A 15,118-nucleotide genomic window follows, 5' to 3' on the forward strand; every position below is an offset into this window, starting at 1 on the left:
TCCTGTCAACCTCTGACACCCACTACTTGGCCAATGGCTGCGAATCCTGGCGCGGCTCCTGGATCAGTTGCGACTGATACTGGCCATCGGCGCGGATCTGCGCCTCGGTAAAGGGCAGCACACTCCACTGATTCCGGGCAAAGGCCTCGGTCTGGTCGCGAAAGTGCGGCGACGCCGGATCGCTGGACAGGGAAAACGCCAGCAGGCCCAGGGCCCGCGGCCCCTGCTCATCGAAACTGACCACATTCAGGTAGCTGGTGCCGCTCACCACCTCGCGCTTGCCGTCGGCGCCCGGCACGCTCTGGATAGCGTTGTACACCCCCAGGCTTTCCGGGCCGCCAGGCACCGGGGTCGGCCGCCCGCCCTGGCTCACCTGCTGGATATCGCCCCAGCGCACATCGGCGCCCAGCCCGGCCTGCGTCACTTGCTGCGCCGAGGCCAGCATCGCCTCACGCAGGACCTGGGCCACTGCTGGACGGCTGATGGCCAGGCCCCGTGGCGTGTGCTGCGGGTCCTTGGGGTCGAAGGCGACACGCCAGATATCCGGACGCTGCAACAGCGGCTGCATGATGCCCTGGAAATGCACGAAGCCCAGGCCCGTCTGCAACCCGGCGCTGCGGTCCCAGGACTTGAGGCTGGCGCACAGCGCGGCCAGTCGCTGGGCGTCGGGCCCCAGGTCCTGCGCGCAGAATTGCAGCAGGTCCGGCATCACCTGACCGGCCAGGTACACCTGATCATCGGTGACCATATGCTGCAGATCGCTGACCTGGGCCTTGGGCATCCGGCTCAAGCGATCCAGGGCGAAACGCGCACGCATCTTCAGGGGTACGTCCTGCTGGCTGATCACCGGCGAAAAGCCCTGCAGCGGCGCCGCCGGATTGACCATCCAGGCCGAGTCGTTGGAGTGCTGCAGGTAATCGTTGCGCGCCAGTTGCGGCAATTGGCCGGCAGCGAAGATCCCCGGCTGGGCCGCCGCCGGGTCGATGTCCCAGGCGCAGGTGCTGCGGGAACCATCAAGGACGATGACCTGGGTGCCGACCCGTGGATCGCTGCATTGGGCGAGCTTGGCCTGGGTGACGTTGGGCACCACCGACTGGTTCATGTACAGCGCACGGCCCTGGTCATCTGCCGCCAGGGTGTTGACCCAGGGAATGCCCTGCAACTGATGCACGCTGTCTTGCAGGCCCGTCACGCTGTCGGCCTGGTTCATCGCGTACCACTGGGCCAGCACCCGGGTGTTGTCGAGGTTGGCATCACGCAGGCTGTAGGCATGTTCGCGGTCCCAGTCCAGCTCCCCCGGCCACTGCACCACCGGGCCGAAGACCGAGCTGTAGAGGGTCCGCGACTCGCTATGCAACTGACCATCCGCGCCTTTGACCTGCACCGTCACACTCTGGCGCTCCAGGGGTTGCGAGCGGCCGTCCAGCAAATAGCGGGTCGGGTCCTTGGGGTCCAATTGCAGGCGGTACAGGGTGAAATGCTTGGATGCATCCACCGTGTGGGTCCAGGCCAAGTGCTGGTTGAAACCTATATTGATCAGCGGCAGGCCGGGCAAGGCGGCCCCCATCACATCCAGCTGGCCGGGAATGGTCAGGTGCATCTGATAGAAACGCATGGCGCCGATCCAGGGGAAATGCGGGTTGGCCAGCAGCAGGCCGCGACCGTTGAACGAACGCTCGCTGCCGATGGCCACCGCATTGCTGCCACGGTCCAGGGCGAAACCTTGCTGGCGGGCTGCCGCCAGTTGCCAGTGCCCCTCGCTCAGCGCCGCCTGGGCCGTGACGCCCGGTGGCGTGGCTCCCGCCAGGGCCTCGGCGAACTGCCCTGCGCCGCCTTCCACCAGCAAGCGCCGGGTCAGCTTCACCAGGTCCGAGGTGGCCAGCGGCCGTACCCAGTCGCCCTGGCACTGCTCGGGCAGCCCCCGAACCCGGCGCTCCGCCAACTGGCGGTTGTAGCCCTCGACATAACCCTGCATGCGCTCACGCACCGCCGGCGGCTGCGCCTGCCAAAAGCCCGCCACCGCCTGGGGCGTGTTCAGCCAACTGAAAAACACATCGCTGCTCAGGTTGTCCCGTTGCTCCAGAGTCTGACCTTCGGCACCGAAGTACCGGGCCCGCTCGGCGTTCACCGTCAGCACTTCATTGGCCATCAGGCACAGATTGTCCTGGGCGTAGGCGTAACCGATGCCATAGCCCAGGCCGCGCTCGTCGCTGGCACGGATATGCGGGACACCAAAGCTGGTGCGGCGAATCTCGGCGCGGGTCGGTTCGGGCTGCGCCTGTGCATGGGCACCGCAACTGAGACTTAGAAACAGGGCTGCAAGGCAAAAATGCGGTAACTGCCTGGAAATGATCACGCCGACTCCTGATGCAAAAATACAGAACCAGGACTGGTGTGCAGGAAGGGTTTGGCAACGCCGCCAGTCTGGGAATCCGGCCGCGCACGGATCAACCGACGCCTGCCTGCCCCTATGGACGAATGGCCGCCGAAAAAATTACCCCCCGGAGGTCATCACCGACCTGGCGCTGACAGGTCAGCGACTTGATACCGACAATTTTTCTACATCCCGGGCTTCATGATTTGCCGTGCTCGTTCGTCTAGTTACTAGAGCACCCATCATTCTTTTCCTGATACGGCTCTGCTAAGGAGTTTTTGCATGTACAACCCGCAACTGCCAATGGACGGCATCACCGTGAACAACACGCCTTCCCTGAATGCCGGCGCCGGTGTCTTCGGCAAGAACGCCGAGCGCAACAGTAACGAACGGATCAAGCAGCTGCTGAAAAGCTTTGGCCTGCGCACCAGCCTGATTCGCCTGAAAGTCATCGACGCCCTGCTCACCGCCGCCCAGAGCGAGCGCTCCCTGGGTGTGCGGGGGGTCCACAGTCAACTGCTGGAGCTGGATATTCCGCTGTCGTTCTTAAGCGTGCGGGAAGTCTTGAAGCGCCTGTGCAGCGAGGGCGTGCTGACCCTCAACGCCGACAAGAGCTACAGCCTGCATCAGCAGGCTGCGGCAGTGCTCGACGGTCTCTCCTGAGACGGTCGAGCCACGGCTCAGGGCTTGACCTTGCGGCGCATCACGCCATTGATCACCACCACGACCACCGCCACGCCAATGGCGATGTACTGGAACAGTTTTTCACTGATGACGCCGTGGTTCTGCAGGTAGGAAAGGCCAAGCATGATCCCCAGTACCACCAGGGAAATCAGGATCGAGTATTTCAAGCGTTGTGACTGGGTCATTGCGGGGTCCTGAAGCTGAAAATGTATCCGCCGTGTATCAAGAACGATGCCAAGCACCTACCCGGATTCGGGGATGCGCCGGGGAAATCGGGGTCACATGGTACAGGCGCGAAAGAGATTTTTCTCCTTCATCGTCCTGTCGAGTTCCCTGTGCCCTTTGAGGATTGAGAAATGTTCCGTCGAATCACACTGCTGATTCCCCTGCTGGCGATCCTGACCCTGTCAGGCTGCATCATCATGCCCCGCGATGGCGGGCATCACCGTTACTACGACGGCGGTCCGGGCTACTACCACCGCTGAGTCATTCGGCCAGTCCATCGGCCCCGCTGAATCTGCCACTCCCCCAACCAACGCCCGCCCCGCTGCGGGCGTTCTGCTCTTTGTGACAAACCTTCAGGGTCGCGAGGTGCCATTGCCAGGGCGGGCGAACAACTCCAGCAGCCAGTCGACGAAGACCCGCACCCGGGTGGACAGATGACGCTGAGGCGGATACATCGCGGTCAGCGGCAGCGACGGCACCGGAAAATCCTCCAGGACCTCGCGCAAGACCCCGGCCCGCAACTGTCGGGCAACGTTGTAATACGGCGTCTGCACCAGTCCGTAACCGGCTTCGCAGGCCGCCAGGTAGCCGTCGGCGCTGTTGACCGCCACCTGCTTGGGCAACTCCATCGGGCGCAACTGGCCATCGATGTAGAACTCCAGGCCATAACGCTTGCCGCTGACACTGGAGAAATACTCCACCATCCGATGCCCTTGCAGGTCGGCCAGCGACTGGGGCGTTCCCTGTTGCTGCAGGTAGCCCGGGCTGGCGCACGTCACTTGCTGCAACTGCACCAGCGGCCGGGCCACCAGGCTGTCATCCAGGGTCGGGCCGCCCCGCAAGGCGCAATCCACGCCCTCCCGGATCAGGTCCACGGGGCGGTCATTGAGGCCGATCTCCAGTTCGATCAGCGGGTAGCGGGCGGAAAACTCCGGTAACGCGGGAATCACGATCAGCCGACCGATGCCCACCGGCATATCGATGCGCAAGAGCCCCCGAGGGTTGTGCCGGGTCACCGAAAATGCCGCTTCGGCCTCCTCCAGGTCCGCCAGCAGGCGCACGCAGCGCTGGTAATAGGCGGCGCCGTCCAGGGTCGGGCTCACCTGACGGGTAGTGCGGTGCAGAAGCTGCACGCCCAGGTGAGCTTCCAGTTGCTTGATCAGGATGGTGACCGAGGCCGCCGGCATGTGCAGATCCTCGGCGGCCCTGGCAAAGCCGCCCAGCTCGACAATTCGGGTGAAGACACGCATGGCGTTGAAACGGTCCATGAAACAGGCTCAGGATTATTTAGATAATGATAATAGTGATAGCGCTTTTAGCCTGTTTATACAGTTTTTGTCGAGTAGCACACTGAGCGCTCTTTCCCCCTCATCGGAGTATTGAGCGATGCACACTCGACAACTGGGCCATCAGGGACCGCAGGTTTCTGCCATTGGCCTGGGCTGCATGGGCATGAGCGATTTCTACACCACCGGCAACGACCCCAAGGAGGCCATTGCCACCCTGCACCGCGCCCTGGAACTGGGGATCAACCTGCTGGACACCGCCGATATGTACGGCCCCCACAGCAACGAGGAACTGATCGGCCAGGCGATTCGCGGCAAGCGCCAGCAAGTGTTCCTGGCCAGCAAGTTCGGCATCGTCCGCGATCCGGGCGATGCGCAGGCTCGCGGCGTCAACGGCCGTCCCGAATACGTGCGCGCATCCATCGACGGCAGCCTGCGGCGCCTGGGCGTGGAAACCCTGGACCTGTATTACCTGCATCGGGTCGACCCGGACGTGGCCATCGAAGAAACCGTCGGCGCCATGGCGGAGCTGGTCCAGGCCGGCAAGGTGCGCTATTTGGGCTTGAGCGAAGCCTCGGCCAGCACGCTTGAGCGCGCTCATAAGGTGCATCCCATCAGCGCCCTGCAAAGTGAATACTCGCTGTGGAGCCGGGATCAGGAAGACAACGGCTGCCTGGCCGCCTGCCAGCGCCTGGGAATCGCCTTTGTCCCCTACAGCCCGCTGGGCCGTGGTTTTCTGACCGGCGCCCTGAAAAGTCCTGATGACTTTGCCGCCGACGATTTCCGGCGTTCCAACCCGCGTTTCCAAGGCGAGAATTTCCAGCGCAACCTGCAACTGGTGAAGCAGGTGCAGCAACTGGCGGCGGACAAACAGGTCAGCGCCGGGCAACTGGCCCTGGCCTGGGTGCTGGCACAGGGCGACTACCTGATCCCGATTCCCGGAACCAAGCAACGGCGCTATCTGGAGGAAAACGTGGCAGCGCTGCAGATCCGCCTGAGTGCCGCGGAGCTGGCTTCGCTGGAGGGCATTTTCAGCCCGCAGGCCACCGCAGGTCCCCGGTACACCGAGGAGGTGATGGCGCTGCTGGATCGCTAACGCAAGGAACGCGGCGCGGGCTCGGCAAGAGCGCGCGCCGCGGCTGGATCAGGCTTTGGCGGAGACGTTCTTGTCGGTCACCGTAGTGCCGTTGCCCTTGCCATAGTTCTGCAAGCTCTGCAGGACGTAGATGGCCTTCTTGTACTCGGGAACCAGGTAGTTGGCGTACTTGTTGCCCTTGATGTTGTTGTTCTGGATGTCATCGAGCTTCATCGCGAAGTATTCCAGGGCATTGAACGGCTCATCCGGGTTCTTCGGAATGCCGAAACGGTCGAACTTGTCGCCGGCGTTGATCAGGTTCAACGCGGTGATGTCGGAAATCAGGCCGTTGTTCTTGAGGAAGGTACTCATGCCACCCAGGGACTTGGTGGTCACGTTGGTCGGGTCGAAACCCTTGATCTGCTTGTGAAGCTTCAACTGGTCCATCTTGCGGATATCCAGCACGGTGGGGTTGCTTCCCACCAGGCTCAACATCTGCCGTACCTTGGCACTTTGCGAGACCGGCTTGGAGGAACCGCTGCCACCGCCGTCCTGCACCAACAGACCCGCCTTGCTGGTCCAGCCTCCAACGTATCCGATTGCCATGCTGACACTCCTGTAGTCCGGCTTGCCAATCCTCCTGTTCAGCCTGGCTCAGAGAGGACCGGAAAAGTCTTACCTGGCGTCTGAAACTGGGTGCAAGCCGTGTTGAATCATCTGAATGGGCGCAAGTATCAACGCCAGGACGACCTCCCAACAACGCTTTATTTCCACAAATTACAATTTCTGTACAAACTCGACACAATTAGCCAGAAGGCCCGATTTAAGCGGCGCCGGCTGTTTGCAGCACCCGCAAACCCTGATCTTTTCCTGCTCGCAATCGAACCGTTCAGCGGCTGTCTGACCCTCCTCTGTGTCACCTGCGACACTTTTTCAACGACATCGAAGTTTTTTGGACGATCGTACTAAAGAGCAGAAAAACCGCGCCGACATCCTGAGGATGCCCCGACAAGGCTCCCCCCTCTCCAAATAATAAAAAACGCTCGGTAAGGACAGGTCCCATGCCCGCTTTGCGCACGATTCAAGCCCGCTACACGCTCTTTCTGGTCCTGTTCATTGTCCTGATGCTGGTACTCACAGTCGTGGGCATCAGCCAAATGGTGGCGCCCAAGTTGCGCCATACCGAGGAACAGGTGGTCCTCAATCGCATCGCCGAAGTGGCGCAGCGCATTCAGGGCGAGTTGAACAAGGTCCAGGCCCAGCAACGCAGCATCACCCAGACCGTGCCCCTGCTCGACAGCGACAGCATCGACAAGGTCCTGCCCGGCCTGGTGGACCAGTACGGCGAGCAGAAGGTCTTCGGCGGCGGGATCTGGCCCCTGCCCGGCCAGCGCACTGCGGGGCGCAACAAGCACAGCACCTTCTGGCACCGTGATGCGTCGGGCCAGCTGGTGGTCAACACCTTCTGGAACAGCGATCCGGCCCCCAACTACTACGACCAGTCCTGGTACAAAGGCGGCCTGCAGAGCGCTCCCGGCCAGTGCGCCTGGGCCGCGGCCTACAAGGACGACGCCAGCGCCGAGCCACGCACCAACTGCGCCATGACCATCCGCCGCGACGGCCAACCCTGGGGCGTGGCCACCATCGACGTCACCCTGGGTTTCTTCAACGACCTGGTGGCCCGCCAGGAGAAAGAGCTCGACGCCCAAATGCTGATCGTCGAGGCCGACGGCAAGGTCATCAGCAACAGCTCGCGGATCAATGGCCCGATCGTGCTGAAGAACATCCGGGAACTGGCCGCCGGCTCGCCCTTCGCAGCCCAGGTCAAGAGCGCCCTGGAACGTCGCGACAACAGCGCCCAACGTATCGAGTTCGATAACGCCGGGGTGCCCAGCACCTTCTTCATGCGCGCCATCGAAGGCACCCCGTGGTTCCTCGCCAGCGCCCTGCCCACCCACCTGATCACCGCCCAGCGCGACGATGTGCTGAGCACCCTGAGCCTGTTGCAGATCCCCATGGTGATCCTGCTGGTGCTGCTGCAGGTCTATGCGATCCGCCAACTGGTGCAGCGGATGAAGATCCTCAAGGGCAATATCGATGCCCTGGCCACCGGTGACGCCGACCTGACCCGGCGCATCGTGATCCGCGCCGAGGACGAACTGGGGGCCATCGGGCACTCGGTCAACCACTTCATCCAGTACCTGCAGAACATGATCGGCGAAGTCACCCAGGCCACCGAAGCCATGGCCGGCAGCCTGGCGCAGTTGCAGCAGACCTCGGCCCACAGCCAGCAGATCCTGATGCGCCACGCCTCGGAAACCGACCAGACCGTGACCGCCATCACCGAGATGAGCAGCACGGCCGACAGCGTCGCGGCCAACGCCGCCCAGACCGCGGACTTCACCCGGCGCGCCAACGAGCATGCCGAACACTCGCGGGTGGTGGTGGGCGAAGCCTCCGGCAGCGTGATTGCGCTGATCGACGAAGTGGCCGATGCCACCCACAAGGTCGAGGCCATGCAAGCCGACGCCCAGCGCATCACCGAGATCCTCGGGGTGATCGGCGCGATCGCCGGGCAGACCAACCTGCTGGCCCTCAACGCCGCCATCGAGGCGGCCCGGGCTGGGGAACAGGGACGCGGCTTTGCCGTGGTCGCCGATGAGGTCCGGGCCCTGGCCGCGCGGACCCAGGACAGCACCTCGCAAATCAACGAAATGCTCAGCCGCCTGACCCAGGGCGTGAGCTCCTCGGTCAGCGCCATGGAAAACACCCAGGCCAGTTGCCAGTCCGCGGCGGATGCCACGGCCCGGGTCAACAGCGGCCTGGATGAAATGGCCGACTCGGTGAACCAGATCAACAGCCTGAGCACCCAGATCGCCACCGCCGCCGAACAGCAGAGCGCGGTGACCGAGGAGATCAACCGCAGCATGGTCAGCATCCGACACATGGTCGAGGAGCTGGTGGAGAGTGCCCGAGCCGGTGAAAGCAATACCCAGAGCCTGCTGCAGGCCAATGCCCAGGTCAGCCACCTGATGAGCCGCTTCAAAGTCCGCTGAACGGTCTGCCGCCGCCGCTGGCACCCCCAGGCGGCGGGACTATATTGGAGGCTCCGGTCACAAGGAAGTGGGGTGCATCATGGGTCAGCGCCAATCACATCTGCTGCAAGAGCGGCTCAGCCACGAGCTGTATATCCAGGCCGATATCGACACTGTCTATTACTACGTGACCCAGCCGGACCGCTGGCCGGAGTGGCAGCCCTCCTGCCTGCGGGCCGACACCGGCTTTTGTGGCTCGCTGCCGGCGGGTCACCGCTTCAGCGAAGTCATGAATCTCCTCGGAGTACAGATCCCCATGAGCTATCGCGTGCTGAACGCGGTATTTCCCAAGGAGTTCAAGGCCGTCTTCAGCTCCGCGGCCCTGGACGGCACTGTCCATTACCAACTGAACAAGCAGAGCGACGGTACGCTGTTGCGGCACACGCTGGACTATTGCACCGACCTGCAACTGAGCGGCCTGCGGGCGCGCATGGAACAACTGTCGACCCAGGCCCTGGGCAATCTCAAGCAACGCCTGGAGCATCCGGGCGACTGACAAATCTGTAATGCCCGCCTCAGTTTCCTGACAGCCAGCGCTGATTAGAGTCCCCTCCAATCCGCTGACCGACTGGAAGCCTGCCATGCCGTTCCCCCCATCAAGACACAGCCCGTCCCGACGCACCTTCGTCAAGGCCCTGGCGGCCGGAGGCGTTCTCGTCGGTCTGGGGCTGTGGCGCAATCCGGTCTGGGCCATCAGCAGTCCGGGTCAGCCCGAGGTCGCGGCAGGCACCGATTTCGACCTGTCCATTGGCCAGTTGCCGGTGAACTTCAGCGGCCAGCCGCGCCAGGCCATGACGGTCAACGGCAGCCTGCCCGGCCCCCTGCTGCGCTGGCGCGAGGGCGACCGGGTCACCCTGCGGGTGCGCAACCGGCTGCACCAGATGACGTCGATCCACTGGCACGGGATCATCCTGCCCGCCGATATGGACGGCGTACCCGGCCTGAGCTTCGAAGGCATCGAGCCCGGCGGTCTGTACCGCTATTCATTCCCGGTCAAGCAGCATGGCACCTACTGGTACCACAGCCATTCCGGGCTCCAGGAACAACTGGGGGTGTACGGGGCACTGGTGATCGACGCCCGGGAGCCGGAGCCCTTCACCTACGACCGCGACTACGTGGTGCTGCTGTCGGACTGGAGCGACGAGGCGCCGGAACAGATCCTGCGCACCCTGAAAAAGCAGTCCGACTACTACAACCGGCACAAACGCACCCTCGCTGACTTCATCGAAGACGTCGGCCGCGACGGCTGGGCCGCCACTGTGGCCGAGCGCACAATGTGGGCGCAGATGAACATGACCCCCACCGACCTTGCCGACGTCAGCGGCGCCACCTACACCTACCTGCTCAATGGCCAGGCACCGGACAACCACTGGACCGGACTGTTCCGCCCCGGCGAACGCCTGCGCCTGCGGCTGATCAATGCCTCGGCCATGACCTACTTCGACCTGCGCATTCCCGGCGTGAAAATGACCGTGGTGGCCGCCGATGGCCAGCACGTGGAGCCGGTATCGGTGGATGAGCTGCGGATCGCCGTGGCAGAAACCTTCGACGTGCTGGTGCAGCCCAGCGCCGGTGCCCATAGTCTGTTCGCTCAGGCCATGGACCGCAGCGGCTACGCGCTGGGTTCCCTGAGCAGCGTCCCCGGCCTCAAGGCCCGTGCGCCGGCCCTGGACCCCCGGCCGCTGCTGACCCTGGACGACATGGGTATGGCCTCGATGCCCGGCATGGACCACGCGGAGATGCCGGGCCTGCCGCACCAGTCGATGGCCATGCCCGGCATGGACCACGGCGCGATGAGCAGCCAGATCCCCCATCCAGCCTCGGAAACCGCCAACCCGCTGGTGGACATGCAAGCCATGAATCCCCAGCCACGCCTGGACGACCCTGGCCTCGGCCTGCGCCACAACGGCCGTCGAGTGCTGACCTACGCCGATCTGAAAAGCACCTTCGCCGACCCCGACGGCCGCGAACCGAGCCGTACCCTGACCCTGCACCTGACCGGCCATATGGAAAAGTTCGCCTGGTCTTTCGACGGCATCGCCTTTGCCGAGGCCGAGCCCCTGCGCCTGGAGTATGGCGAGCGGGTGCGGATTGAACTGGTGAACGACAGCATGATGAGCCACCCCATCCACCTGCATGGCATGTGGAGCGACCTTGAGGACGAACACGGCCGTTTCCAGGTGCGCAAGCACACCATCGACATGCCGCCGGGCACCCGCCGCTGCTACCGGGTCACGGCCGATGCCCTGGGGCGCTGGGCCTACCACTGCCATCTGCTGTACCACATGGAGAGCGGCATGTTCCGCGAAGTCCGGGTCGAAGAACGGGAGGTGCCCCATGCCGATTGAGACGCCCCTGCTGCCACTGCTGCCGGGCGGGCTGACCGGTCTCGGCCTGGGCATCGTCCTGCTGGCCTGGCCCGGTACCCCGGCCCATGGTCAGTCCATGCCCGGCATGGACCACGACACCCGGGCACCACAACAGATGCCCGGACACGACATGCGCGGCATGGATCACTCAGCGATGCCGGGCCTGCAAGTCGCAGCCCCCTTGCAAAGCCGTACACCGATTGCGCCGTTGACCGATGCCGATCGCCGGGCGGTCTACCCAAGCGCGGCCGGTCACGTCCTCCACGGCAAGTCGCTGAACAGTTTTTTCCTGGTGGAGCGGCTCGAATGGCAGGACGCCGAGCGCGGCACGAGCCTGGGCTGGGAGGTCAATGGCTGGATAGGTGGCGACCGTGACCGGCTGTGGCTGCGCAGCGAGGGTGAACGCACCCGGGGCGTCACTGAGCATGCCGAGCTGCAAGCCCTCTGGGGACACGCCATCAGCCCCTGGTGGGATCTGGTCAGCGGCTTGCGTCAGGACTTCAAGCCCGGCACGGCCCAGACCTGGGCAGCCCTGGGCCTGCAAGGCATGGCGCTGTACAACGTCGAAAGCCAGGTCACCGCCTATCTTGGAGAAGGCGGCCAGAGCGCCTTGCGGGTCGAGGCCGACTACGACCTGCTGCTGACCCAGCGCCTGATCCTGCAGCCGTCGGCGCAACTCAACCTGTACGGCCGCAACGATCCGCAACGGGGCCAGGGCGCCGGCCTGGCCGAAAGCGAAATCGGCCTGCGGCTGCGCTATGAACTGCGCCGGGAATTCGCACCTTATATAGGTGTGACCTGGAACCGCAGCCATGGGCGGACCGCCGACTACGCCCGCAACGACGGCGAACCGGACAACGGCGCTCGCCTGGTGCTGGGGCTGCGAATGTGGTTCTAGAACCCTTGCTCCGCGCCCGGGGCTTGGTATCAACTTGAAACAAAAGCCGCCGGCAGCTGGCAAAAAAAGCCGCAAAATGCACCACCCCCAGCGTGTCCCCACAAGGGCCGGCCCTGCCAGCGCCCCTTATTCAACAGCGACAACGAGACTTTCGATGAAAACTTCACTGCGTCTGGCGGCCCTGTCCGCCCTGCTGATCGGCTCCCTGGCTCAGGCGGGCGAACTGATCCCCATCGACGTGCACCGCGACGCCAACTGCGGCTGCTGCAAAAAGTGGATCGAGCACCTGCAGGACAACGGCTTTGCCGTCACCGACCACGTGGAAAGCAACATGAGCGCGGTCAAACAGCGCTTGGGCGTGGCCCCGCGCCTGGGCTCCTGTCACACCGCGGTGATCGACGGCAAGTTCGTCGAAGGCCACGTGCCTGCTGAACAGGTCCTGGCCTTGCGCAAGCGCGACGACCTGCTGGGCATCGCCGCCCCGGGCATGCCCATGGGCTCCCCCGGCATGGAAATGGACGGCATGGGCGCCGACGCCTTCCAAGTCATCGGCCTGACCCGTGACGGCCAGGATGTCGTGGTAGCGGACTACCCGGCCCGTTGATCGCCAGCGCCTACCTCGGCCTGTTTCTCGCCGCCTTCGCCGCCGCCACCCTGCTGCCCCTGCAGTCGGAAGCGCTGCTGGTGGGCCTGCTGCACAACAGCCAGCTGACGGTACTCGGGCTCTGGCTGGTGGCAACCCTGGGCAACGTCCTGGGCTCCCTGGTCAACTGGTGGCTGGGGCAGCGCCTTGACACCTACAAGGAGCGTCGCTGGTTTCCCGTTAGTCCGAAGCACCTGGAGCGGGCCCGGGTGCACTACCAGCGTTACGGCCACTGGACGCTGCTGCTGAGCTGGATGCCGGTGATCGGCGATCCGCTGACCCTGGTGGCAGGCGTCATGGGCGAACCCCTCAAGCGTTTCCTGCTGATCGTCAGCCTGGCCAAAGGCGCCCGCTACGCCGTGCTGGTGTGGCTGACCCTGGGCTGGCTCGGCTGAGCCGCTCGCGCTCAACCGGGCCTTGGGTCGCTAACAAATCCCCGGGGCCCTGCCCATTTTCGGGCAAGGCCACCAGCGATCTGCACCAACCCCTGGCGCGCCCTCACCGTTTTCGCGCCGAGGCCATTTCACCCGCGCTCTGCTGCGGTGCACGGCCGACCTTTCGTCGGGATAGATCCGTCGCCCTGCGCCCGCGCCGAATCAACGCCCCGCCCTGCCCGACGCTGCTCTAGGTTCTGTCCTAGACTGATTTTCGCATTGTGACCGAGCGGTCACTTTGGCATTGAAAAAGTCGAAACTTTTCGCGTCGGCCCAAGGTCAGGTTAAAGGTAGGGTCGCTGCCACTGGTGCATTCCTTGCAACGGCTCCTCCACCCTTTCTGCTGCAGCGCTCGAGCAGCTCAGGCTGATCGATGTGTGGCGCAATTGCGCCCGGCCACAGGAATGGCCCGACAGCAGCGCTTGAGACAGCAGAACAGATCAATAAAACGGGAGAGACCTATGATCAGCGCCGCATTGGACACTCAGGGAGAGCATCCTCAACAGCAGGCCGGTGAACGTGCCCCCCAGGCGATTTCCATCCCTGGAGGCAAGACCCTGCTGCCGCTGGCTCGTCAGAATCCCAACCGCAAGCGGGTGCTGTTCGTCACTTCGGAAATCGCCGATCTGGTGAAAACCGGCGGCCTGGGCGACGTCTCCGCCGCCCTGCCCCGGGCCATGGCCCACCTGCACGATGTGCGGGTGCTGATTCCCGGCTATCCCCAGGTGCTGCACAGCGAGAACCCCATCCATATCATCGGCGAGCTGGGGGGCCACGCGGCGCTGCCGGCCTGCAAGATCGGGCGCATGGACATGCCCGACGGCCTGGTGATCTATGTGCTGATCTGCCCGGAGCTGTACGAGCGCGAAGGCACGCCCTACGGCGCCAACAATGGCCGCGACTGGCCCGACAACCACATTCGCTTTGCCCGCCTGGGGCTGGCCGCCGCCGACATCGCCGCCAACCTGGCGCAGATCCACTGGTGCCCCGACCTGGTGCACGCGCACGACTGGCCCGCCGGGCTGGCCCCGGCCTACATGCACTGGCGCGGGCAGCGCACCCCGACCCTGTTCACCATCCATAACCTGGCCTACCAGGGCGTGGTCAGCCTGGCCTCGTGCCCGGAGCTGGGCATCCCCGAACACGCCCTGCAACAGGAAGGCATGGAGTTCTACGGCAAGCTGTCGTTCCTCAAGGCCGGCATGGCCTACGCCAGCCACATCACCACTGTGAGCGCCACCTACGCCCAGGAAATCACTACCCCGGCCTTCGGGTGCGGCCTCGACGGTTTTCTCGCCAGCAAGACCCAGCAAGGCTTGCTCAGTGGCATCCCCAACGGCATCGACGAAAGCTGGGACGCAGCCACCGATGCGCACCTGTTCTGCCCCTTCAGCATGGGTGATTGGGACGGCAAAGCGGCCAACGCCGCCCATGTGCGGCAGATGTTCGGTCTCGACCCCAGCAACGGCCCGCTGTTCGCCGTGGTCTCGCGGCTGGTCTACCAGAAGGGCCTGGACCTCACCGAGGGCGTGGCCGAATTCATCGTCGCCAACGGCGGCCAGATCGCCATCATCGGCCGCGGGGAACCGGAAGAGGAACAATCCATGCGCGCCCTGGCCCGGCGTTTTCCCGGGCGCATCGGGGTCAATATCGGCTTCAATGAAACCGACGCCCGGCGCATGTTCGCCGGCAGCGACTTTCTGCTCATGCCGTCACGCTACGAGCCCTGCGGGCTGAGCCAGATGTACGCCCAGCGCTTCGGTTCGCTGCCGGTGGCGCGCAACACCGGCGGCCTGGCGGACACCATCGAGAATGGTGTCACCGGCTTTCTGTTCGACGAATCCACGGTCGCCAGCTACCAGGAGGCGCTGACCCGGGCGTTCAAGGTCTTCGCCTATCCAGCGTTGCTCAACGCCATGCGCTGCCGGGCCATGGCCGCCCCGTTCAACTGGTGCAAGGCGGTGGAACCCTACGCCGAACTCTACGAACAACTGGTGGCCAAGGCCCTGGGGCAGGCCACCCGACAATAAAGGGG

At 64.2% G+C, this 15,118-nt stretch carries 14 protein-coding genes; 10 read left to right on the forward strand and 4 right to left on the reverse strand.

Going from position 1 to position 15,118, the window contains the following annotated elements:
* Positions 1–22: 22 nt before the first annotated feature.
* Positions 23–2,356 (reverse strand): acylase, encoded by a 2,334-nt coding sequence (locus LOY69_RS16050; RefSeq protein ID WP_265073196.1) that lies wholly within the window; start codon positions 2,354–2,356, stop codon positions 23–25.
* 300 nt (positions 2,357–2,656) lie between these two features.
* On the opposite strand from LOY69_RS16050, the gene LOY69_RS16055 reads away from it, so the two are divergent.
* A complete protein-coding gene (locus LOY69_RS16055) occupies positions 2,657–3,037 on the forward strand; it encodes a fe2+ zn2+ uptake regulation protein (RefSeq protein ID WP_102863463.1) in 381 nt (126 codons plus the stop codon).
* Positions 3,038–3,054: 17 nt separating this feature from the next.
* Here the strand turns inward: LOY69_RS16055 and LOY69_RS16060 are convergent, their stop codons facing one another.
* Positions 3,055–3,243 (reverse strand): hypothetical protein, encoded by a 189-nt coding sequence (locus LOY69_RS16060; RefSeq protein ID WP_042941707.1) that lies wholly within the window; start codon positions 3,241–3,243, stop codon positions 3,055–3,057.
* A gap of 171 nt (positions 3,244–3,414) precedes the next feature.
* Here LOY69_RS16060 and LOY69_RS16065 point away from each other — a divergent pair, with 171 nt between their 5' ends.
* Entirely contained in the window at positions 3,415–3,543 is a 129-nt protein-coding gene (locus LOY69_RS16065) for a hypothetical protein (RefSeq protein ID WP_256596732.1), read from the forward strand.
* Positions 3,544–3,636: 93 nt separating this feature from the next.
* On the opposite strand, the gene LOY69_RS16070 is transcribed toward LOY69_RS16065, so the two are convergent.
* The gene (locus LOY69_RS16070) at positions 3,637–4,551 is read right to left on the reverse strand and encodes a LysR family transcriptional regulator (RefSeq protein WP_102863462.1); all 915 of its coding nucleotides are present in this window, start codon (positions 4,549–4,551) and stop codon (positions 3,637–3,639) included.
* Between the two features lie 118 nt (positions 4,552–4,669).
* Here LOY69_RS16070 and LOY69_RS16075 point away from each other — a divergent pair, with 118 nt between their 5' ends.
* Positions 4,670–5,665: an aldo/keto reductase gene (locus LOY69_RS16075; protein ID WP_265073197.1), complete on the forward strand. Its 996-nt coding sequence runs from the start codon at positions 4,670–4,672 to the stop codon at positions 5,663–5,665.
* 48 nt (positions 5,666–5,713) lie between these two features.
* On the opposite strand, the gene LOY69_RS16080 is transcribed toward LOY69_RS16075, so the two are convergent.
* Positions 5,714–6,250 carry a hypothetical protein gene (locus tag LOY69_RS16080; protein ID WP_102863460.1) on the reverse strand — a complete coding sequence of 179 codons (537 nt, stop codon included), beginning with the start codon at positions 6,248–6,250 and terminating at the stop codon, positions 5,714–5,716.
* Positions 6,251–6,705: 455 nt separating this feature from the next.
* Here LOY69_RS16080 and LOY69_RS16085 point away from each other — a divergent pair, with 455 nt between their 5' ends.
* From LOY69_RS16085 to glgA, 7 genes are all read left to right on the forward strand, one after another.
* Entirely contained in the window at positions 6,706–8,700 is a 1,995-nt protein-coding gene (locus LOY69_RS16085; RefSeq protein ID WP_265073198.1) for a methyl-accepting chemotaxis protein, read from the forward strand.
* A gap of 79 nt (positions 8,701–8,779) precedes the next feature.
* Positions 8,780–9,235, forward strand: coding sequence for an SRPBCC family protein (locus LOY69_RS16090; protein WP_102879210.1), 456 nt, complete (start codon positions 8,780–8,782; stop codon positions 9,233–9,235).
* Positions 9,236–9,320: 85 nt separating this feature from the next.
* Complete coding sequence (locus LOY69_RS16095; protein WP_265073199.1) at positions 9,321–11,087, forward strand: copper resistance system multicopper oxidase; 1,767 nt, start codon at positions 9,321–9,323, stop codon at positions 11,085–11,087.
* Positions 11,077–12,006, forward strand: a complete 930-nt coding sequence (locus tag LOY69_RS16100) for a copper resistance protein B (RefSeq protein WP_413787127.1) — start codon at positions 11,077–11,079, stop codon at positions 12,004–12,006. The genes LOY69_RS16095 and LOY69_RS16100 overlap by 11 nt, the downstream gene beginning before the upstream one ends.
* A 154-nt stretch (positions 12,007–12,160) precedes the next feature.
* Positions 12,161–12,610 (forward strand): DUF411 domain-containing protein, encoded by a 450-nt coding sequence (locus tag LOY69_RS16105; protein ID WP_102879207.1) that lies wholly within the window; start codon positions 12,161–12,163, stop codon positions 12,608–12,610.
* Positions 12,607–13,044 carry a YqaA family protein gene (locus tag LOY69_RS16110; RefSeq protein ID WP_102863454.1) on the forward strand — a complete coding sequence of 146 codons (438 nt, stop codon included), beginning with the start codon at positions 12,607–12,609 and terminating at the stop codon, positions 13,042–13,044. The genes LOY69_RS16105 and LOY69_RS16110 overlap by 4 nt, the downstream gene beginning before the upstream one ends.
* A 500-nt stretch (positions 13,045–13,544) precedes the next feature.
* Complete coding sequence (gene glgA, locus LOY69_RS16115) at positions 13,545–15,113, forward strand: glycogen synthase GlgA (RefSeq protein WP_102863453.1); 1,569 nt, start codon at positions 13,545–13,547, stop codon at positions 15,111–15,113.
* Positions 15,114–15,118 lie beyond the last annotated feature (5 nt).

Source organism: Pseudomonas sp. B21-059, from assembly GCF_026016285.1.
Lineage (GTDB): Bacteria > Pseudomonadota > Gammaproteobacteria > Pseudomonadales > Pseudomonadaceae > Aquipseudomonas > Aquipseudomonas danubii.